A 19,856-nucleotide genomic window follows, 5' to 3' on the forward strand; every position below is an offset into this window, starting at 1 on the left:
GGAAATGGTCTGTCGTAGCGCGGAATCGGACGCTCGTGGGTACGGATAAGGGCCGCCCCAAAGGGACGACCCTTATCCGTAGCGCTAGGCGCTCATGCTCTCAGAAGCGGGCAGCGTTGGACTGGTCCGTCTGCTGGTAGTTGGAGCGAGCCGAGTCAACGGCGGAGGAGGTGCGGCGCAGCACGTCCTTCAGGCCCTCGAGGCCCTGGTTCCACTGACGCTGAGCAACGTCGTAGGCTTCCTGCGTCTGGCCTTCCCACGACGAGCGCAGCTGGTTCAGCGTCTGCTCGAGATCGTCGAGGCAGTTCTGCAGGTTAGCGGCACCGGTGTTGATGTCAGCGGCAGCGGCGTCAAGAGCGCCGTAATTTACCTGGAAATCCATGTCAGTCTCCTAATCTAATCTCTCACAGGCCGCCGAGCAGCTGAGCGAACGAGTTCTCGGTCTCGGACTCGTTGGCTTCCATCGACGAATCGGTGGCGCGCAGGTTGTCAGCGAGATCCTGAAGAGCCTGGTTAACCTTTGCTGCGTTCTCCTGCCACTGAGCCATCAGCGAAGAGAACTGCACCGACGCAGCGCCCTGCCAGGAGCTGCCGATGGTCGACAGGTCGCCCTCAAGACGCTTGAGGTGGCTGTCGATGTCGGCCTTGGTGGACTCAACCGCCGCGAAACCCTGCTTTAGGGCGCCTTCTGCGGCCCTCTGGTCTGCCATGTGAACCTCCATTTGTATGAGTGGACTCTCTCGCCGGAATGCGTGAGAGCATGGGGACACATGAATACTAACCATGTTTTCATCGTTTTTTTCGATGTTACGGAATAATCATGACAAAACCTGACCGAGAATCTAGACTTACAGGGTTGTGTCGTGTAGCCAAAAACCCCATCACGCGGCATTCGGGAGGACCCAATGGCATCGAAAACATCACGAGGAGTGGCGCTGATTCCGCTCACGATTACGTACGGCGTTGACCGTAGTGACGTGACGCTTCCGCAGTCGATTCCCCTGGTGGAGCTGCTCCCCGGAATGGTTGAAACGGTGGGCGCTTTCACTGATCAGCCAACGAATGATGGCTTCGCGGTGCGCACGGCCTCGGGCCGTCTGCTCGATCAATCCAAGTCTCTGTCCGCACAGGGAGTGCGCGCCGGTGCGGCCCTCACCCTCGAGCCGCTGGGTGAGGGCGCTTCCGATATGGTCTATGACGACCTCACCGAAGCGGTTGGTCAAGTCGTCGAAAGAGTGTCCACTCCTTGGACGCGTGAGGACGCTCGCACTCTTGCCGCGCTCTCCGCGGCGGGCCTCGTCTTCGTCGCAGCCCTCCTCCTGGCGACTACTCCTCCGGACGCCCTCACCGCCCTGGACCCCAAAGCCGTCACGAGGTACAACATCATTGCCGGCGCAATCGGCATCGTCGCGGCCCTGCTCGTGACTGCGACGTCCGCCGTGATGACCCGGAAGCACCCGCAGGCAAGCGGCATCGCGCTCGCACACACTGTCCCCTTCCTGACGGCCGCCGCGGCTCTGCGCCTGAGTCAGAGCCACTGGGACACAGCCGGCTGGGGGTGGACCGGCCTCGGCCTCCTGATCGGCTCCCTCGCCGTTCTCGCGCTGCCCAAGCGGTCCCGTATCTCCATCGCGGCCCCTCTTGTCGTCGGTACGGTCTTGGCTGCCACCGGCCTCCTGGTACGACTCGGCCAGCTCTCTCAGGCCGGTATCTCCGCCATCCTCTTCGCCCTGGTGATCGTTCTTCTTCAGGTCGCGCCCTGGATCGCGCTGGCCCACATCCCCGTGCGCATCCTGGATGCCGACACAACTGAGCAGATTCCCGCGAAGGGCATCACCGACCAGATCAGCACCTCCTTCATGTTCGTCGTTGCCCTGCGCGCCGGCGGGGCAATCGCCGCTCTCTTCCTGGCCGTCGCCCTGATGACGGCACCCGAAACGCGCTCGGTCTCCCTGCCGCTGACTCTCATCGTGCTCGGCGCGGTCTCCCTTGTTCTTCAGACGCGTTCGATCCGCGCTCGCGTTGAGGTGCTTCTCGGTGCTCTCACCGGCCTTATCGTGATCCTCGTTGCCGCTGTGCTCGGCGCCTACGCGGACCCGAGGACCATGCCGTGGCTGACGCTGTCGGCGATCGCGACGGCCCTCGTCCTCGTCATCACGAACGTCGTCGGGCCTCGTGCTCGCCCGCACCTGACGCGCATTGCCGACACGATCTCGGTGCTGTCGCTGTTTGTCCTGCTTCCCCTGGCCGTCTACCTGTGGAGCTGAGTCATGCCGTCGAGTAAAGACATTCTCGAAGCCCAGCGCTTTAATCGAAACCGCCTGATCACGGCCTTCACCTCCGGCACGCCCGACGGGCGCGAAGTCGACACGCCCTCGCCCGTACGCCCCCTTATTTTCGGGCTCGTGGTCGCCGTTATTCTCAGCGTGGTTGGAATCGGCATGCGTGTTTTCGCGCCGAGTCCCCAGCTCGGGGAGGCACAGTACCAGCTGGTTGATGTCAAGGGGACGGGGGCCCGCTATTTCTGGGCAAACGGCGTTCTTCATCCCATTGCGAACGTGACCACCGCTAAGCTCCTCAGCCCCGAATCGAAGCTGCCCTACATCCAGGCCTCAGCGTCGTCACTCGAGAACATTCCGCGCGGTGCGCAGATCGGTCTGCCCGACGTCCCCGATGACGTTCCGCAGCCCGACATGCTGAGTAAGCAGTGGCTCTCCTGCGACATGGAGTCCGGATACCACACGTGGATCGCCAAGGAACTGCCTGCGGCGAATTTTCCGGTGAAGCAGGCGACATCCGCGCTCGTTCAGGCGACCGGCAGTGGAGATAAGTACTTCGTCGATCGGGAAAAAGGCAAGAAGTACTACATCGACTCCAGCGTGAGCCGCCTGGGTGACTGGGCGCTGTCCTTCCAGAACCTCACCAGCTATCCGATCACCGTCGAACCCGAGTGGCTCGACCTCTTCCCTTCGGGCACGCCTCTGCGTCCCTGGAGCTACAACGACATCGAAAACGCGGGGCAGCCTGCCACGAACTTGCCCGGCGACCTGAAGAACGAGGGCATCACCATCGGAATGGTCCTTGACCAGGTCGACTCCACCGGTCAGGTCAAGAACTCCTACCTGGTGATCGACGACTCGAATCTGGTGGTCTTCAACTCGACTGCGGCGCGCCTGTATCAGGACGCCCCGCCCTCGAAGAAGTTCCCCACCGAGATGTTCAAGTACGTCGAGCCCGTCCGGGCCGTCTTCATTGGTGACGATTGGCCTGCCGTCGAGGACTTTGAATCGCCCGAGTGGTTCGACGAGAGCCGCGACGCGGCCAGCCGGACGGTCCTGTGCGCCCAGATGGACACCACTGATCGACTCAATCCGAAGTTCGACCTAGTCACCATGCCTGAAAAGCGTGCGATCGAAGCGTCCTATGACGCGGAATCACTGCAGTCCCCGAAGGGGCCGTCCACGACGCGCAACGTCACTGTTGCGGGCGGATCTGGCGCCCTCCTCGCCCTCACGTCCGGCGGTGGCGGCGAGGCTGCATCCTACGTCTTCATCTCCGATATGGGCTTCCGTCACTCCCTCGGAGATGTTCCGGCCGTCTCCATGAACGCCCTCGAGTGGCAGTCATCCGAGGCTGCGTCGGTCCCGCGCGCATGGGGCGAGCTCATCCCGCCGGGCTCTGAGATGTCTCCGAAGGCCGCCGCCACCTCAGTGGGGATCAAGTGAGTGCCCGCCGCGCGCGTTCCCGGTCTTTGGGCCGAGGCCTCGTCGGGGCCTCGCTGATCGCAGGACTCGCGCTCGTGCCTATCGCCGCGCCGGTCTTCTCGCCTGATGACTCCGGTGCGTTCGGCCCCGGCGTCGCCCACGCGGACCCGGTACCGACCCCGAGCGTGCGTCCGACTCCGACGGCCACACCTTCGTCGTCGGCGACGACGCCCGCAAGCGATTCCGAGGGCGGCGAATGCTCGCAGAACTCGCCCTCGTACATCAAGCAAACGCCCGCCATCTTCGACGCTGTTGGAGTGCGTCGTGCCTGGGAGGTCTCACGAGGCCGCGGCGTGACGGTCGCGATCATCGACTCGGGCGTAGCCGCCGGCAACCAGCACTTCCAGGGGCCGGACGGCCCCGTGGTACTCCCCGGCATCGACCTGACCGGTGAAAACACCGACGGGCGCGTCGACGTCGGCGAACACGGCACCGCCATCGCGGGCGCGATCGCCGCACAGGAGCTGCCCAAGGAGATGGGATCGGGCCTCGTCGGCGTCGCCCCCGAGGCGAAGATCCTCCCGGTGCGCGTCGAGACCGGTCTTCAGGAAAACCGCCCGCAGAAGGAAGGCGAAGAGACCTTCATGTCGAAGGTGGGCCGTGGGATCCAGTGGGCCGCCGACCACGGCGCGCAGATCATCGTCGTCGCGCAGTCAGCCCCCGATGGCGACCCCCAGCTGGAGGCAGCCATCAACGCCGTGCGCGGCCGTGCCCTCGTCGTGGCCTCGACCGGCAACGTATACCAGGGCCAGGAAACGGATCACGTTGTCTACCCGGCCGCGTACCCGGGTGTGCTCGGTGTGACCGCCTCGAACGCCGACGGTTCGGCTTCGGAGCAGCAGGTGCACGGCGCGCACGTCAAGCTCGCTGTGCCTGCGGGCGTCATTCTCACGACCTGGTTCGACCAGGCCGACTGCCTCGTCGGTGGATACGAGGGGGACCAGCCCCTGCCGTCGTCGTCCTATGCGACCGCATATGCGGGCGGCTTCGCGGCCCTTGTGGCCTCGGCGTACCCCGATGAGGGGCCCGACATGTGGAAGTATCGCCTTGAAGTGACCGCCCTGCGCGGTACCGCCGATCAGCGCACTGACGCCCTTGGCTGGGGTGTTGTCGCTCCCTTCGACGCCCTCACCTTCACCGACATCGGCACAAGGTTCGGGCCCGAACACCCCAACGCTGCAGAGCATCCCGCTCCGGCTCGGCCCGCCGTGGCCTCGGCGGACTTGGCGTCCCGCGATAACAACCTGACGATTCGCACCTACATCGTGTCCGCGATTGCGGTCCTCGGGGCCTCGCTGCTCGGAGGCCTCGTGATCCTCTCTCACTTGCGCGGTAGGCCCGCCGTCGTCGAAGACTCCGAAGAGGACCTGTCATGACAACTCGGACAACGCGACGCTGGGGTAGGAGCGTGGGAGTTCTTGCCGGAACCCTCGCGCTCAGCCTCGGAGCGAGCCTTGCCCCCGTTGCGCCGGCTTACGCCGCCGACCCGCCGGTGACCGCTGACAAGCAGGACTACTACAAGTACTACAAGCTCAAGTCCATTCACGATCAGGGAATCACAGGCAAGGGCGTCACCATCGCGGTCCTGGACGGTGCCGTGAACCCGAACATCCCCGAACTCAAGGGTGCGAACATTCAGGATCGGACGCCCTGCGTCAAGGAGTCGGCGCCCGAGAATGCGGCACACGGCACCACTGTCGCGCAGATCCTGGTCTCGCCCGAGTTTGGTGTGGCGCCCGACGCGACGCTCTACACCTACACGATCCCCCTGTACGGCGATAAGTCGAACTGCACGCTCTCCGGCTGGACGGGTGAAGCAGAGAATGACACGCCGCTCCTTATTGAGCAGGCGATCAACGACGGCGCCGACATCATCACGATCTCCAGTAACTTTGACGATAATTCCATCGACCTTCGATGGGCCATGGCCAGGGCGCTTGCCGAGGGCGTCATCGTCGTGGCCGCGATGGGCAACGAGACTACCGAGGACCCCGATGATGCGCTGGCTATCTGGACGGGAATCTGCGGCATCGGAGCGACGACGCGTTACAACACTCTGACGGAGTACACGAACTGGGGCAATGGGTTGCTGACGACCGCCCTGGGAACAGTCCTGACGCGTGACACGTCGACTGGTCGTGTTGAGGAAGCTGACGGAACCTCCTTCGCAACCCCGATTATCGCCGGCTTCTTGGCGCTCGGCTGGCAGCACTTCGCCGAGGACGTCAGCGCAGATCAGATTCTGCAGGCACTGGCCGCAACGGGCAGAAGCGGAAACGAGTGGAACAAGTTTACCGGCTACGGCCCCGCCGACCCGATCGCGTTCCTCCGGTCAGACCCGTCGCAGTATACGGACGAGAATCCGTGCGTACCGCAGGCCAATAATTCGCTGCCCTCATGGGATGACGTTGCCGACTATGCGGACGGCGTCGTGAACCCCATTTTGATTCGTAATGATGATGTCTACGTCTACCGCGGCGTGAACGAAGAGGCTGCACTCAGCCGCGAACACGGCTACCCGACCCACATCGGCACCAGCCCTCGCTACCACAGTCAGTGACAGGCCTCGGCTTACCCGAGTGCCTGAGTGCACGAGTGCCCGAACGAAAGGAACAGACACAATGATGCGATCGATTGGTCGGTCCCGAGGCCTGCGCGCCCTCTCCGTTCTGGCCTCGGCCTGCGCCCTGGCCCTGACGGCCGTGCTCTCGCCTGTCGCTCCCGCTGCCCCTGCGGAGGCGGTGGATCGCAAGGTCACAGCGGCGGATGAGGCGTACTATTCGCGCTACAACCTTGCGTCCTTGCATGCGCAGGGGAAGAGGGGGGATGGAGTCATCATCGCGCTCATTGATGGTCGCGTCGATACGTCGATTCCAGAGCTGCAAGGGGCTGATATTCAAGACAAGACCCCGTGTCAGGTCACGCCCGATGCGGAGTCGAACGATCATGCGACATTTCTCGCTCAGCTTCTGGTCGCCCCGGACTTCGGAGTCGCTCCCGGTGCGACACTCTACAGCTACGCCCAGGCGGGTTCGACGAGAGAAGCGGGCGGAGACTGCAACCTGGGGGCGCGTTCAACAGCCTATGCAGATCAATCCGTGCTTATTGAACAGGCCTTGAATGACGGCGTGGACATCATCTCGATCTCTTCCAACTATGCGTCCAGGGACAGCGAATCATTGAAATGGGCAGTTGCACGCGCTGCCGTCGACGGCGTGCCAATTGTTGGTTCGATGGGCAATGACGGAGAGCGTAATCGCACGGATCGCGTGGGGGCGTGGGGTGCGGTTGTTGGTGTTGGCGCACTTGAAACTGATGGGCGCTATGCGGACTACTCAAGCTACGGTGATGGGGTCTCCATCGCCGCAGTGGGAGAGATGATTGCGCGTCAGGCCAGCACCAATAAAATCGTGACAACAGCGGGTACTTCGAACTCCGCACCTTTGGTTGCGGGAGTGCTAGCCCTGGCGTGGTCCGACTTTGATGACGGAGTGACGGGGTATCAGATTCTGCAGGCGCTGGTTGCGACCGCGAGCGGGTCGGGTGGCAAATGGAACGATCGGACCGGTTATGGTGAGGTCGATCCAGCGGCCCTGTTGGCGTCTGATCCGTCGCGGTATCCAGACGAGAACCCCTTCGAAGAGAAGCAAGGTGATTCCGTCGTGACTCCGGATGACATCGATGATTACTACGATGGGCTCGTGAACCCGAGCTCCGTTTATAACGACGACACGTATGTGTACCGGGGCCTCGATGAGCAGGTGGTGACTTCGGGCGCGTCCGGTTACCCGGCTCACCTGGGCACGAGCCCCCGGTACCACGTGCAGTGAATGATTCCCATGAGCGAGCAATCACTCGCAAATACTGAACGTATTGGTGACTTCCGGTCGCCACAGAGGCGGTCTTACCGTCTCGGTACATGAAGTGGTGCACGTGCGCCAAGGAACTCAGTTAGGATAACCGTATGGTAGAGACGATGGGGAGCACCCCCGAAGAAGTAAGGCAGACTATCCGGGCTCAGATGGAAGCCGCCGAAAAGCGTGCCCAGAATGCCCGTGAACTCGTCGAGATCCTCAAGACGGCGAGGACACGCGGCGTCGACGCTCAGGGTGACGTTGAGGTCGAAATCGACTCGGACGGTCGCCTCGTCAAGCTGTCGATCGATGATGACGCGCTCCAGGGAAGCGCGCGTGAACTCGAGGACTCGATCATGGAGGCCTACGCCGACGCCGGTCGTAACATGCGTGACTACGTGCGCATGCAGACCACCCAGCGGTTCGGCGAGGACGGCGGCTCGCTCGGCGGCTACCTCGAGACTATTTCCTCGAACCTTGGTTCCCTTGGAGCGGGTCAGCGATGAGCGCGAATCTTGGCGTCAATACAGAAGTAATCCGTGATCATGCGACCACGGTGAGTGACTGTGCGTCGACCCTCGATGAGAGCGTGGGCGTCGCCAACTCGACGCAGGGCCAGGTCAACGGCAACGCCTTCGGCCTGATCTGTTCCTTCTTCGTTTCCCCGGTCAATGAGCAGATCACGAACCTCACGAAGATGATCTCGGACTGCTCCGCAGCCGAGAAGCGTCTCGTCAACTGCTTGCTCCAGTGGGCGCAGGAGATGGACGATCTTGAGCAAGACATCGTTGGGCATCTGAAAAAAATCCAAGGCGCCGTGGGCACAGTCACAACGCCTACCACTGGTAACGGCGGTGCCGGTGGCGCTGGTGGTGCTGGCGGAGCCGGCGGTGCTGGTGGTGCTGGTGGTGCTGGCAGCTACGGCGGCGGCGGAGGCGGCACCGGTGGTGGCGGCGGCTTCGGCGGCGGAGGCGGCACCGGTGGTGGCGGCCTGGGCGGCCTCAGCGGACAGTCCACAATGCCCTCCCTGTCAAACAACCCCGGCCTCGGCGATGACTCCGCAAAGGACGGGCACGATGGCAAGGGCGGGCAAGACGGTAAGGACGGCAAGGACGGTAAGGAAGGCAAGGGCGGAGAGTCCGGTAACTCCTTCGACAGCCTCCTCGGCGGCCACGACAAGCTCAACGCCGATGACGACGAGCTGCGTCGCTTCCTCGAGAAGCAGCGCGACGACGAAAACACCGATCTCGCCGAGTTTTACGAGCGCCAGAAGGAAGACCAGAACGAGGCACTCGCGCGCTACGCTGACGCGCACCCCGGTGAAGACATCTCCGAGGTCAAGAGCCTCATCGAGTCCAACCAGCAGGAGCAGCAGGACGCGATGACGGACTTCCTGTCGCGCCAGCGCACCGAAGAAGAAACCCAGATCCGCCAGTACGTGAAGGACAACCCGCAGGCAACGTCCCGCGAGTTCGACGCCTTCATGTCGAAGCAGCGCAACGACCAGCAGGCCAGCTACCGCAGCTTCGTCGAGGAGCAGGAGAAGGCTCAGTCCTCCCGTATCGAAGAGTTCACGAAGGCTCACCCCGATACGAAGACGGACGACGTGCGTTCGCTCTTCGACCGGCAGGATGACCACGGCGATAAGGACATCGAAACGTTCCTGTATCGTCAGCGCCAGGATGAAGAACGCACGCTGCGTCGCTTCCTGTTTGAAGGAGTTCAGAAGTGAGCGTCGAATCCCCCGAATTCACACCGAGTATCGACAACACCACCCCGACCGAGGGCCTGGGTATCGTCGACGAGCTGTACAACGTCGCCCAGGACCTGCGCGCCGGCGAGGTGAACAACCTCGTCAGCTCGGCGAAGGCCATCTACGAGGAAGCAGCTGGGCTCGCCGTTGACCCTATCGGTGGTCTCGTCGGTATGGGCGTCGAGTGGATCTTGCAGCACATCGATCCCCTCAAGACCTGGGTGAACCAGCTGACCGGCGACTCGGCTCAGGTGTACGGCATGAGCTCCAGCTGGGACTCCATCTCGAGCTCCCTCGCCTCCGTTGCTGAAGAGCTGCAGTCCACCGCACAGGCCGCGATGTCCGGCATGCACGGCGAAGCAGTGCGCGCGTACCTGGAGCGCCAGGCCGTCGTCTCCAGTGCGATCGACGGCGTCTCTGCCGCGTCTGGTGCCTTCGGCGAGGCGCTCACGAAGGTGGCAGACTCCGTCGACAGCATCCACGACGCCGTCGTGGGCGCCATCGGCGATATCGTTGGCAGCTGTATTTCCGCAGCGGCCGAGGTTGTCTTCACCCTTGGTCTTGCAGCTCCCGTCGCCGAAGCGCAGGTTGCCAGTAAGGTCGCCAAGTGGGTCGGCCTCATCGGTCCTGTCCTCGATGTTCTCATGGAAGCCGTTCAGGCCATCATGGCGATCTACGCCGTCATGACCTCCGTCGGCGAGAACCTGACCCGCGGCGTCGAGCACATCGGCGAGCAGTGCCAGGCCCCCGGCGGCGGCTGCTGCGGCGAGGGACACAGCAAGGGTGGCGAACGCTACGAGCTGCGCGACGGAAGAAACGTGTACGTCGACGGCGATAACAACGGCACCATCGTGAACGGTGACGTCAATATCGAGCAAGACAATCACACGGAAATCAACCCCAATATCGAGCTCAGCCCCGAGATTAATATCGAGCACGAGCACGATGAGCACCACCACCACGGTAAGCACGACGGGGGCGACGACTCTTCGCACGACAAATCGCGCGGTCGCAAGGCACCGCACGAGCAGCAGCACAACGGCGCTAACGAGCACGGAACTCGCCCGCGCAAGCAGCACGGAGGAAACCACGACAGCGGAAACGACGGGAATCACCATCGTCACAAGGGTGGCAGCAGCAGCGATGGCAGCTCTCACCATCACCGCCGCCGCCACCGTCGTCCTCGCTGATTGGACGACCCTAGCCTCTGGTGACCGACGGTGCCATGCGCGCCGACGGCAAACAGAGGCCAGGGACGCGCTCTGTCTCGCCGCATGAGCGTGAAAGGCCCCGGCCTCGTTCTAACGGGACGATAGGAGGGCCCCGCACAGATCACTGTGCGGGGCCCTCCTGCGTACAGACCGCCTACGGCCTATTCGCGAAGTACTCCAGCAGATGCGAGTCGCCCGACACGATGATCTCGTCGTCAGCGTTAATGCGCGTCGACGAGTCCGCGTACTCGAAGCGCTGCTTGGGACGGCGGATCGCCAGCACGTTCACGCCGTAGCGGCCGCGCAGGTCGAGTTCCTCAAGGGAGAAGCCGCGCACCTCCTGCGGCGGGCGCAGCTTCATGATGGAGAAGCCGTCCTTCTCCATCTCGATGTAGTCGACCATGCGGCCGCCCACCAGGTGCGCCGTGCGCTTGCCGGCGTCCAGGTCGGGGTAGACGACGTGGTGGGCACCCACGCGGCGCAGAATGCGACCGTGCTGGGAAGACGTCGCCTTCACCCAGATCGAGGAAATGCCCATGTCGACCAGGTTCGCGGTGATGAGCACCGCCGCCTCCAGCGAAGAGCCCACACCGACAACGGCGCTGCGGAACTCGCGCGCCCCCAGCTGCTCGAGTGCGTCCTTGGAGGTCGCGTCGGCCTCGACGAGGGGGAAACGACCCGCGAAAGCCTGCACGCGGGCGGGGTTCTTTTCGACGGCCAGGATCTCGTAGCCCAGCTGGTCCTGCGTCACCGCGACGGCGGAGCCGAAACGGCCCAGCCCGATGACGAGCGTTCCCGACTGGAGTTCCTTTGACTCGCGTTCATCTGCCATGCCCCCATTCTTCCCTGCGTGCGCCCCCAACGCGAACGCTGCGGCTGTCAGCGCGGTCCGAGACCTGCCTACATTCGGTCGGGAGGGTGGCGTGGCCGTGAGCGCGATGGTGTTTGCGGTGTCCGTGCCCGGATGGGGCGGTGAGCGTGAAACGCGCGTGAAACACGCTTACTTGGCTGCTAACGTCCCGACTTCGCGCGGATGGCGACCGGAACCTGTGAAAGAAAGACGGTTTTGTGCCGGGCGTAGTTCGAGGTGACAGTGAGGTTGGCTCGCTTGTGAAACCGGCGTCGCCTTTGCGGGTGTGGTTGGCGCGGCGCGTGAAACCGGTGTCGCCTTTGCGGGTGTGAATGGGCCTGTTTTGGGTGGTTGGAGCCGTGCAGTGGTGTCGTGGGTTTCAAGCGCGAGTGTCGGCCGCCGTGCATTGGTGTCACGGGTTTCAAGCGCGAGTGCCAGCCGCCGCGCAGTGGTGCTGTGGGTTTCACGTCGGGCTGTGTGGCGCCTTGTGGTGGTGAGATCGGTTGTGTTTGGCGGCCGTTGGTGAAACCGGGGTCGCCTTTGCGGGTGTGGTTGGCGCGGCGCGTGAAACCGGGGTCGCCTTTGCGGGTGTGCTTGGCGCGGCGCGTGAAACCGGCGTCGCCTTTGCGGGTGTGGTTGGCGCGGCGCGTGAAACCGGCGTCGCCTTTGCGGGTGTGAATGGGCCTGTTCTGGGCGGTTGGAGCCGCGCAGTGGTGTCACGGGTTTCAAGCGCGAGTGCCAGCCGCCGCGCAGTGGTGCTGTGGGTTTCATGCTGGGCTGTATTGCTCGAACCATCTCAAAGTGTTTCCAGCGCACAGCAATATGCTGTCTGGGAATTCAAAGATGGCATGAGTCATGCGCCAATCAGATCGTCGTCTTCTTCAGTGTCCCTTCTTTGCGCGGATGGCGACCAGTACCTGGGCGACGACCTCGTCGATGACGCGCAGATCCGACCAACGGACACGAATGACTGTCCACCCGGCGCGTTCGAGGTCTCTTTGTCGACGCTGCTCGGCCTCAATGCTGTCGTGGACTTCATCGACCGTATCCCCGTATTTGATGCGCCCGTCGAATTCGATAGCGATCTTCAGGTTGGGCAGTGCAATATCGATGAAGTACGTGTGGTCGGCAACCTGGACCTCTTCTTGAGTCGTCATTCCTTCGATCCCCGCGCGCAGCAACGCGAGGAGGACCATGGCCTCGCCGGGAGACTCACATCCAGCGTCGGCACGATCAATCATCCATCGAGCCCGCTCGCGTCCGATGGTGTTGAGGGGAGTGCCAGCCAAGGTCTCGTGGAATTCTCCGCGCGCCTTCTCCTGGCGGGCACGCGACTCATCCTGATGGAAACGATCAAACTGGCACGCCCGGGCCAACCCTGCGCAGGCGATGGGAAACCCGTGCTGTTCGTTTAGTAGACGAGCGCAATCAACGACAACTCGCGCAGGTGTCGCGATGCGGAAGCCTAAGTACTCGATTGCTGGAACAGGATGGTTTGGTCGGCATGTGCTGATTGTAGTTCCGGGAACTTTAGTTCCATCAGGAGCTACAACATGAGGAAATACGATCCTTCGTGTTCCACTAGGGCTGCCTGTGTACACAAACAGATCCTTCAAGCGGCACTCGATCGGTAACCCCAGGAGAAAAGCGGCACTCGGTCCACTCAGGACATACGTGGGATAGCGGATACTCAGGGCGGCTAAACGCGCGATGAATGTAATTTCTTGGCGTTCGGTTGATGAGGTGTTGGTGAGGATTCCCGCTGGCAGGTAAATGCCTGGCATAATCCTCAAAACGTCGCCGTTCTTTCTGAGGCGATGTAGTTGTACTTTCGTTCCATGAGTGCCAACAACGCGAAGCGACGATCTGACGAATGTGACGAGTTCAGGTAACAATTGGACACCACCATGTGTAGCTGCGGATATGGGCCTGATTGATGGATGATCGCTCTCCGAGAGTGAGATGAGAAGCTGGAATTGTGCCCCTGTGGATAACTGGCGTTCAGCATCTCGCCTGTGGATAAGTCACGGTGATGGGAGTCGGCGGCCTGGGGGCGGTGCCGCCGGTTGTGTTTGTCGGCCGTTCGTGAAACCGGTGTCGCCTTTGTGGGTCTGGTTGGTGGGGGTCGTGAAACCGGTGTCGCCTTTGCGGGTGTGAATGGGCCTGTTTTGGGTGGTTGGAGCCGTGCAGTGGTGTCGTGGGTTTCAAGCGCGAGTGTCGGCCGCCGTGCATTGGTGTCACGGGTTTCAAGTGTGAGTGTTGGCCGCCGTGCATTGGTGTTGTGGGTTTCATGCCGGGCTGTGTGGGGCCTTGTGGTGGTGAGATCGGTTGTGTTTGTCGGCCGTTGGTGAAACCGGTGTCGCCTTTGCGGGTGTGGTTGGCGCGGCGCGTGAAACCGGTGTCGCCTTTGCGGGTGTGAATGGGCCTGTTTTGGGTGGTTGGAGCCGTGCATTGGTGTCACGGGTTTCAAGTGCGAGTGTTGGCCGCCGTGCAATTAGCCGATGATTGGCCGTTCTTCGGGCATGCGGATGACGCGGGAGCGCTCGCGCAGGGCGAGGGCCGCGGCCACCGTCATGGAGCCGGTACGGCCGGCGAACATGAGGAAAATAAGCACGTACTTGGCGCCGACGGGCAAGGCCGGGGTAATGCCGGTGGACAGGCCTACGGTCGCGAACGCGGAGGCGGTTTCGAACAGGATGATGTCGAGAGAATAGTTCGTTATTGACAGCAGCAGGACGACGGACACGGCCACGAGGGCCAGGCCCAGCAGCGACACGGCAACCGCCAGTCGGACGGCGCTCGTGGGGATGCGACGCCCGAAGGTCTCGATGTCGCGGTCGCCTCGAGCCTCCGCGATGACAGCCAAGACGAGAACGGCAAAAGTTGTGACCTTCACGCCACCCGCTGTGGATGCGGAGCCGCCGCCAATCATCATGAGGATGTCCTGCACGAAGTGGGTCTGGGACCGCATGGCGCCGACGTCCAGGGCGGACAGGCCGGACGAGCGCGAGTTAACGCCGGCAAGCATGGCGTTGAGGATCTTAGAAGGAGTGTCGATCGCACCCAGGGTTGCGGGGTTGTTCCACTCGGTGAGCGCGAGGGCGAGCGCCCCCACGAATGCAAGGATCAGGTAGGTCGACAGGGTGAGCTTGGTGTGGAGTCGCCAACGCCGCGGTGTGCGCAGGTTCTTCGCGACGTCCATGATGACGGGGAAGCCGATGGCGCCCACGGTGGTGCCCAGGATGATGGGGATGAGCATCCACCAGTCGGTGACATGGGGGGAGAGGCCTTCGGGCAGGATGACGAAGCCAGCGTTGTTGAACACGGAGATCGCCATGAAGACGGAGTCCCACACGGCGCGCACGGGGTCGATGCCCATCGATAGGAAGCGCGGGAGGAACATGGCGGCCAGGAGGGCCTGCATCGTCAGCGATGTCGCGATGACTGCTTTGAGCAGGAGGGAGATCTGGCCCATGGCGCCGGTGCCGGTTTCCTGCGTGGCGAGCATACGCTGGGTGAGGCCGAGGTGGCGTGAGACAGCGAATCCGAGGATCGACGCAAGGGTCATGACGCCCAGGCCGCCGACGACGATGCCGGCGGCGATGACTGCCTGCCCGAAGGGGGACCAGTAGGTCGCGGTGTCGACGGTGGTCAGGCCGGTGACGCAGACGGCGGACACGGCGGTGAAGAGAACGTCGACGAAGGGGGCGGACGTGTCGGACGAGGAGGAGATTGGCAACATCAAGAGCGCCGTGATGACGCCGATGATGAGCGCGAATGTGCCCAGAGCGAGGCGTGCGGGTGAATAACGGGCCTGCTTGGACAGCCACGCGCGCACGCGCTGCACAGTTGTGGTGGGTACCTCGCCGTGCGGGTTCTGGGGGCCTTCGGCGACTCGGCGTACGACGGGGGAGGGCTGCGGGTTCAGCGGTTCCTCCGAGAACACAGGGGACGAGGCCGTGGCGCGTCCGTGCATCAGGGACCGGGTGGCGCCGGGTTCGGGACGTAAGCGAGGGTTCTTGCCTCGCTGCTGACGACCCTTGTGTGCCGGTGCCATCGATGCTCCTTAACGACTCTGCAACAAAAGTGGATAAAGTTGCAGTTTCCATGCGGTTAGGCATTAGTATATTTCGTGAGGCTACGTAAGCGGTGAACGAATCGGGTTTAGCGCGCCTCGCGAGCATATCTGGGAGTCATTAATGGAACAGCAGTCGGCGCCGCGCTTTATGACTGTCACGGAAGTGGCGGACATCATGCGCGTCTCTAAGATGACTGTGTACCGCTTGATTCACAGTGGCGAAATGCCCGCGATTCGCGTCGGAAAGAGCTTCCGAGTCCCGGAGGCTGCGGTCGCCCAGATGATCCAGGCCGGTATGGCAGATCACTCTGGTGACCAGGCTCGCGTCATTGGCGGGTAGTATAGGCACGATGTGCCCGGCTCGGGCACCCATCATCCATCAGCGGTAGTACCTCTGCCGCACACACTACGAGGGAGGAACCCCATGGGCTCCGTCATCAAGAAGCGCCGCAAGCGCATGGCGAAGAAGAAGCACCGCAAGCTCCTGCGCAAGACGCGTCACCAGCGTCGCAATAAGAAGTGAGCGAGCGGAGGCCCGACCTTTTGGTCGGGCCTCTCGTGTATTCGGGGCCCTATACTTGGGTGTCATGGACCGCACCATTATTCACGTTATGCGCCACGGCGAGGTGGACAATCCCGACGGTGTTTTGTATGGGCGGCTGCCCGGTTTTGGGCTGACGGAGCTGGGGCATGCGATGGCTGCCCGCGCCGCTGAGTACCTGGTGGATTCGGGTGCGGATATTGCTCGCGTGATTTCGTCGCCGCTGCTGCGTGCGCAGTTGACGGCGGCGCCGACGGCGGCCGCGTACGACCTGGGCATTCAGTCGGATCCGCGCCTCATTGAGTCGGACAACGTCTTCGAGGGTCTGCCGGTGAACACCAACCGCGCGATGCTGGCGAACCCTAAGTACTTCAAGTACTACTGCAATCCGCTGCGTCCCTCGTGGGGTGAGCCCTATCGGGATATTGCGTCGCGTATGAGTGCGGCCCTCTCCTCGGCGCTGCGTGAGGCCCGGGGGCGTGAGGCACTCGTCGTGTCCCATCAGAATCCGATCGTGACGCTGACGCGCTTCGTGAACGGCCAGCCGCTGGCGCACGCGCCGAAGTCGCGCCACTGTGCGCTCGCGTCGATCACGTCGTTTATTTTCTCGGGTGCGACGCTCGTGGGTACGTCCTACGCGGAGCCCGCGGCTGACCTGGTTGCGATGGCGAAGGACATGACGCCGGGGGACTCGCAGGCGGACTTGCGCCGCTGACCGTGCTGGCCGGGGCGCCTCGCGTCGTGCCGCGACCGCGTCGCACCGCAGTGGGGTAGTGCCCGCGGCAGATGGCGTGAGCGTCGCTTAGTTGGCCTCGTCGCTGGAATCCTCGGCGGGGTCGGTCTCCTCATCCTTGGAACTCTTGCGCTGTTCCTGCGCGCGGCGCTCGTCCTCGCGGCGCTTGCGCTGGATGTCGCGCTCGAGACGGAACAGGAACTCCGGGTCGTCGTCGGGAGAGGAGGGGCGCTTGGGGGCTTCGGGCGCTCGGGTCTGCTTCTTTTCCTCGCGCGATACCCACCGCAGGACGAGCCAGGCGATGGGGCCGATGGCGGCGATCGTCGCGGTGAAGAGGATGATCATCAGCCAGATGGGCTTGGCGATCTTTCCGGGCATCTCGTCTTCGGGCGTGCGGTGCCAGTCGGCGGCAGCGTAGATGGTGACTGCGAGCATTGCGACGACAAAGACGATCCTGGCCATGCCCCTAGCATAGGGGCGTGGGCCGTCTCACGCTGGCGCGTTCACTCCCGGAGCAATCGGAGGAGTCGCGCGGCGTTTAGGCGCGCGTGACGCGGGGGAGTGCTGCGTACGAGGGGGCGGCACCCGGTGCGAGGACCGCCGTCGACCCGGCACGGATGCCGTCGGCCACGGCCTCGGCGAAAGGCTTGCCGAGGGCCATGGCGGCCGCCAGCGCGCCCACGCACGCGTCCCCGGCCCCCGTGGTGTCCACGGCCTCGCCGAGCGTGAGGGCGGGGAAGTGCCCGGCCTCGCTGCCCGACGCCCACGCCGCGCCGTCCGCGCCGAGCGTCACCATGACGTGCTTGGGGCCGAGGCCTCGCAGCGCCCATGCGACGCCGATCGCCTCGGTGGGGCCGGCGGGGGCGGGCATGCCCAGCGTCAGGCCTGCCTCCGTCTCGTTGACGACGAGAACGTCGACGCGCGCCATGAATGTGGCGTCGGTGGGGCGGGCGGGGGCCAGGTTGAGCAGGATGCGCGCGCCAAACGAGTGTGCCCACGCGAGGGCTTCGGCGTTGGCCTCGGCAGGGATTTCGGCCTGGAGGACGACGATGTCGGCGGGGGCGGGGAACAACGAGGCCTTGGCGGGCTCGACGGTCACGGTCGCGTTCGCCCCGGCGTCGAGGATGATCGTGTTCTCACCCGAGGAGTTGACAGTGATGAGCGCGGTCCCGGACGGCCCGTCGACCGCGCGTAGGTGGGTGACGTCCACGCCGTGAGACGCCAGCTCCGCGCGCAGGCGCTGGCCCGAGGGATCCGCGCCGACCGCGCCCACGAAGAAGACGGGGACCCCCGAATGCGCGGCGGCGGCCGCCTGGTTTGCGCCCTTGCCGCCGAGGCCGTAGGTGAGCGAGGTGCCCGAGAGTGTTTCGCCGGGGTTCGGGAAACGGTCGACGGTGACCGTGACATCCTGGTTGATGGAACCGACAACGATGACGCGAGACATAGTGCTCCTTTGCGAGGGATGATTCATTGTGCCACGTCAGGGGCGGGACAGTGGCGACATTGAGCCCTGATGGACGCGCATGCGTGCGGGGAGTGATGGGCTATCAGAGTGTTAAGTTGAGCTTTATTTGCGCGCTAGTTTCCTGCAATACTGCTAAACGGTTGATTTGTGGTGAACTAATCGCCGTGCGCACGCTCCGCTTCTTCATCTCCTCTCGATCGGCAGGTCCCACCTGCCGCGTCGCCACCGTCCCCTCACAGGTCATCCGAGGGGCGGCCTCGGCCCCCGCGGTCAACTTGCGCACTGTCGCCACGGACGGCGAATACGCGGACGGGCCGGCGCGCGTGCTCCTGCCGCTTCTCGGCATCTACGCGCTCGGGACCGTCTCCCTCCAGGGGTTCAACCTGGTCTACCTGCGCGTCGCCCAGGACATTGGCGCGGGGGATGCCTCCGGCCTCATCACGGCGATCCCCGGCATCGTCCTCGGCGTCGCCTGCTTCCTGTACGGAACCCTCGGTGACTTCATTCCGCTGCGCCGCATCGTCGATGCGGGGATCGCGCTGATCGTCGCGGGCTCCCTGCTCGGCTTCGTCTTCTCCTCGTCACTGGTCGGCGTCGTCGTCGCCCGAGCGCTCCAAACCCTCGGATACCAGGCCGCTGCCTCCGCGTACATGATCCTGGCGACAGCCATCCGTGACCCGAAGAAACGAGGCCTCTACGTCGGCCTCATGTGCGCGGCCTTCCAGGGCGGCACGGCGATCGGCATGCTGGCCGGAGGCATCCTCGCCGACATCAACTGGGCTCTGCTCCTCCTCATTCCCCTGGCCGGCCTCGCCTGCCTGCCGATCATGGGGCGTCGTGTCCCCGCGCGTGCCCGCGCCGGGCGTGTCGACGTCGTCGGCCTCGCGATCTTCTCCTCCCTGGCCCTGCTGCTCACCCTGGTCGCCGCGAACCCGCGCTGGTGGCTCATTGCGGGCCTCATCCTCGGCGGGGTCCTCTTCTGGCGCTACATCGGGCGTGCGCGCGCCCCCTTCATCACGCGTTCCTTCTTCACGAACGTGCCGTGGGCGCGCTCGATCAGCCTCATCGTGATTGTCTACTGCATGAACTTCACGGTTGCGCCCCTCATGAACGGAATCGGCGCAGCCAACTACGGGCTCACGCCCGCCCAGGTGTCCGTGCGCCTCCTGCCCGCCTACTGCGTCGCCCTGGCCACCGCCATGACGTCGGGTGCCGTGATGGCTCGCATCGGGCGCGGGCGGACCGTGCGCGCATGCGTGACCCTCATCCTCGCGGGTACCGCCCTCATTGCGCTGTGCATGAGCATGGGCCCGTGGGTGATCACCGCCGCCATGTGCTTCATCTACGCGGGCTTTGGTGCCCTGTTCACGCCCATCTACGACACGGTCTTCGCGACCGTCGCCCCCGGGCAGAACGGGCGTGCTGTCGCCATGAACGACCTCGCCATGCAGGGCAGCGCCGCGATCGGCATTGGCGTGTTCACGCCGATGCTCGCGACGGGCGCCTTCCGGGCCGTCGCTCTCGTCTGCGTCATCGCAGCAGCGACCGGCATCGCGGGTGACTGGCTGCACGAGTACCTGTACCGCCGGGGGCGCTGACGGCGGGGG

19 protein-coding genes are annotated in these 19,856 nt (G+C 63.9%); 12 read left to right on the plus strand and 7 right to left on the minus strand.

Translation table 11 applies throughout. The annotated features are described in order from the left end of the window. Positions 1-100 precede the first annotated feature (100 nt). The gene (locus ACTODO_RS04885) at positions 101-382 is read right to left on the minus strand and encodes a WXG100 family type VII secretion target (RefSeq protein WP_003792060.1); all 282 of its coding nucleotides are present in this window, start codon (positions 380-382) and stop codon (positions 101-103) included. A gap of 22 nt (positions 383-404) precedes the next feature. Next, a complete protein-coding gene (locus ACTODO_RS04890) occupies positions 405-710 on the minus strand; it encodes a WXG100 family type VII secretion target (RefSeq protein WP_034465071.1) in 306 nt (101 codons plus the stop codon). Between the two features lie 195 nt (positions 711-905). Here ACTODO_RS04890 and eccD point away from each other — a divergent pair, with 195 nt between their 5' ends. From eccD to ACTODO_RS04930, 8 genes are all read left to right on the plus strand, one after another. Further along, entirely contained in the window at positions 906-2,267 is a 1,362-nt protein-coding gene (gene eccD / locus ACTODO_RS04895) for a type VII secretion integral membrane protein EccD (protein ID WP_034512116.1), read from the plus strand. A 3-nt stretch (positions 2,268-2,270) separates the two neighbouring features. Next, a complete protein-coding gene (locus ACTODO_RS04900) occupies positions 2,271-3,725 on the plus strand; it encodes a type VII secretion protein EccB (protein ID WP_003792065.1) in 1,455 nt (484 codons plus the stop codon). After that, positions 3,722-5,140, plus strand: a complete 1,419-nt coding sequence (locus ACTODO_RS04905; protein ID WP_244262522.1) for a S8 family serine peptidase — start codon at positions 3,722-3,724, stop codon at positions 5,138-5,140. The genes ACTODO_RS04900 and ACTODO_RS04905 overlap by 4 nt, the downstream gene beginning before the upstream one ends. After that, positions 5,137-6,324 carry a S8 family peptidase gene (locus tag ACTODO_RS04910; RefSeq protein WP_244262523.1) on the plus strand — a complete coding sequence of 396 codons (1,188 nt, stop codon included), beginning with the start codon at positions 5,137-5,139 and terminating at the stop codon, positions 6,322-6,324. Before ACTODO_RS04905 ends, ACTODO_RS04910 begins: the two co-directional genes overlap by 4 nt. A gap of 181 nt (positions 6,325-6,505) precedes the next feature. After that, entirely contained in the window at positions 6,506-7,594 is a 1,089-nt protein-coding gene (locus tag ACTODO_RS04915) for a S8 family peptidase (RefSeq protein ID WP_244262524.1), read from the plus strand. Positions 7,595-7,728: 134 nt separating this feature from the next. Then, positions 7,729-8,124: a YbaB/EbfC family nucleoid-associated protein gene (locus ACTODO_RS04920; RefSeq protein ID WP_003792073.1), complete on the plus strand. Its 396-nt coding sequence runs from the start codon at positions 7,729-7,731 to the stop codon at positions 8,122-8,124. After that, positions 8,121-9,350: a hemophore-related protein gene (locus tag ACTODO_RS10770; RefSeq protein ID WP_003792076.1), complete on the plus strand. Its 1,230-nt coding sequence runs from the start codon at positions 8,121-8,123 to the stop codon at positions 9,348-9,350. Before ACTODO_RS04920 ends, ACTODO_RS10770 begins: the two co-directional genes overlap by 4 nt. Next, entirely contained in the window at positions 9,347-10,561 is a 1,215-nt protein-coding gene (locus ACTODO_RS04930) for a hypothetical protein (RefSeq protein WP_003792077.1), read from the plus strand. The genes ACTODO_RS10770 and ACTODO_RS04930 overlap by 4 nt, the downstream gene beginning before the upstream one ends. 175 nt (positions 10,562-10,736) lie before the next feature. On the opposite strand, the gene ACTODO_RS04935 is transcribed toward ACTODO_RS04930, so the two are convergent. From ACTODO_RS04935 to ACTODO_RS04945, 3 genes are all read right to left on the minus strand, one after another. Continuing rightward, a complete protein-coding gene (locus tag ACTODO_RS04935; protein ID WP_003792081.1) occupies positions 10,737-11,414 on the minus strand; it encodes a potassium channel family protein in 678 nt (225 codons plus the stop codon). A gap of 899 nt (positions 11,415-12,313) precedes the next feature. Next, positions 12,314-13,216, minus strand: a complete 903-nt coding sequence (locus ACTODO_RS11080; protein WP_347876180.1) for a DUF559 domain-containing protein — start codon at positions 13,214-13,216, stop codon at positions 12,314-12,316. A 710-nt stretch (positions 13,217-13,926) separates the two neighbouring features. Continuing rightward, positions 13,927-15,489 (minus strand): TrkH family potassium uptake protein, encoded by a 1,563-nt coding sequence (locus ACTODO_RS04945; protein ID WP_034512122.1) that lies wholly within the window; start codon positions 15,487-15,489, stop codon positions 13,927-13,929. Positions 15,490-15,631: 142 nt separating this feature from the next. Here ACTODO_RS04945 and ACTODO_RS04950 point away from each other — a divergent pair, with 142 nt between their 5' ends. From ACTODO_RS04950 to ACTODO_RS04955, 3 genes are all read left to right on the plus strand, one after another. Next, positions 15,632-15,850 carry a helix-turn-helix domain-containing protein gene (locus ACTODO_RS04950; RefSeq protein ID WP_003792089.1) on the plus strand — a complete coding sequence of 73 codons (219 nt, stop codon included), beginning with the start codon at positions 15,632-15,634 and terminating at the stop codon, positions 15,848-15,850. Positions 15,851-15,934: 84 nt separating this feature from the next. Then, the gene (locus tag ACTODO_RS10575) at positions 15,935-16,033 is read left to right on the plus strand and encodes a 30S ribosomal protein bS22 (protein ID WP_003792170.1); all 99 of its coding nucleotides are present in this window, start codon (positions 15,935-15,937) and stop codon (positions 16,031-16,033) included. A 64-nt stretch (positions 16,034-16,097) separates the two neighbouring features. Further along, positions 16,098-16,766 carry a histidine phosphatase family protein gene (locus tag ACTODO_RS04955; RefSeq protein WP_003792171.1) on the plus strand — a complete coding sequence of 223 codons (669 nt, stop codon included), beginning with the start codon at positions 16,098-16,100 and terminating at the stop codon, positions 16,764-16,766. Between the two features lie 87 nt (positions 16,767-16,853). On the opposite strand, the gene ACTODO_RS04960 is transcribed toward ACTODO_RS04955, so the two are convergent. Together ACTODO_RS04960 and ACTODO_RS04965 are read right to left on the minus strand one after the other, a co-directional pair. Next, the gene (locus ACTODO_RS04960) at positions 16,854-17,246 is read right to left on the minus strand and encodes a PLD nuclease N-terminal domain-containing protein (protein WP_003792172.1); all 393 of its coding nucleotides are present in this window, start codon (positions 17,244-17,246) and stop codon (positions 16,854-16,856) included. Between the two features lie 76 nt (positions 17,247-17,322). Beyond that, the gene (locus ACTODO_RS04965) at positions 17,323-18,228 is read right to left on the minus strand and encodes a ribokinase (RefSeq protein WP_003792173.1); all 906 of its coding nucleotides are present in this window, start codon (positions 18,226-18,228) and stop codon (positions 17,323-17,325) included. A 185-nt stretch (positions 18,229-18,413) separates the two neighbouring features. Between ACTODO_RS04965 and ACTODO_RS04970 the strand changes: the two genes are divergently transcribed. Then, positions 18,414-19,847 (plus strand): MFS transporter, encoded by a 1,434-nt coding sequence (locus ACTODO_RS04970; protein ID WP_034512125.1) that lies wholly within the window; start codon positions 18,414-18,416, stop codon positions 19,845-19,847. The last annotated feature ends 9 nt before the right edge of the window (positions 19,848-19,856 follow it).

This window comes from Schaalia dentiphila ATCC 17982 (assembly GCF_000154225.1).
Taxonomy (GTDB): domain Bacteria; phylum Actinomycetota; class Actinomycetes; order Actinomycetales; family Actinomycetaceae; genus Pauljensenia; species Pauljensenia dentiphila.

Coding starts and splice junctions, on each gene's coding strand:
- ACTODO_RS10770 (WP_003792076.1), top strand. CDS start 8,121: ATGAGCGCGAATCTTGGCGTCAATACAGAAGTAATCCGTGATCATGCG.
- ACTODO_RS10575 (WP_003792170.1), top strand. CDS start 15,935: ATGGGCTCCGTCATCAAGAAGCGCCGCAAGCGCATGGCGAAGAAGAAG.
- ACTODO_RS04935 (WP_003792081.1), bottom strand. CDS start 11,414: ATGGCAGATGAACGCGAGTCAAAGGAACTCCAGTCGGGAACGCTCGTC.
- ACTODO_RS04950 (WP_003792089.1), top strand. CDS start 15,632: ATGGAACAGCAGTCGGCGCCGCGCTTTATGACTGTCACGGAAGTGGCG.
- ACTODO_RS04965 (WP_003792173.1), bottom strand. CDS start 18,228: ATGTCTCGCGTCATCGTTGTCGGTTCCATCAACCAGGATGTCACGGTC.
- ACTODO_RS04890 (WP_034465071.1), bottom strand. CDS start 710: ATGGCAGACCAGAGGGCCGCAGAAGGCGCCCTAAAGCAGGGTTTCGCG.
- ACTODO_RS04960 (WP_003792172.1), bottom strand. CDS start 17,246: ATGGCCAGGATCGTCTTTGTCGTCGCAATGCTCGCAGTCACCATCTAC.
- ACTODO_RS04910 (WP_244262523.1), top strand. CDS start 5,137: ATGACAACTCGGACAACGCGACGCTGGGGTAGGAGCGTGGGAGTTCTT.
- ACTODO_RS04945 (WP_034512122.1), bottom strand. CDS start 15,489: ATGGCACCGGCACACAAGGGTCGTCAGCAGCGAGGCAAGAACCCTCGC.
- eccD (WP_034512116.1), top strand. CDS start 906: ATGGCATCGAAAACATCACGAGGAGTGGCGCTGATTCCGCTCACGATT.
- ACTODO_RS04955 (WP_003792171.1), top strand. CDS start 16,098: ATGGACCGCACCATTATTCACGTTATGCGCCACGGCGAGGTGGACAAT.
- ACTODO_RS04900 (WP_003792065.1), top strand. CDS start 2,271: ATGCCGTCGAGTAAAGACATTCTCGAAGCCCAGCGCTTTAATCGAAAC.
- ACTODO_RS04885 (WP_003792060.1), bottom strand. CDS start 382: ATGGATTTCCAGGTAAATTACGGCGCTCTTGACGCCGCTGCCGCTGAC.
- ACTODO_RS04920 (WP_003792073.1), top strand. CDS start 7,729: ATGGTAGAGACGATGGGGAGCACCCCCGAAGAAGTAAGGCAGACTATC.
- ACTODO_RS11080 (WP_347876180.1), bottom strand. CDS start 13,216: ATGCCAGGCATTTACCTGCCAGCGGGAATCCTCACCAACACCTCATCA.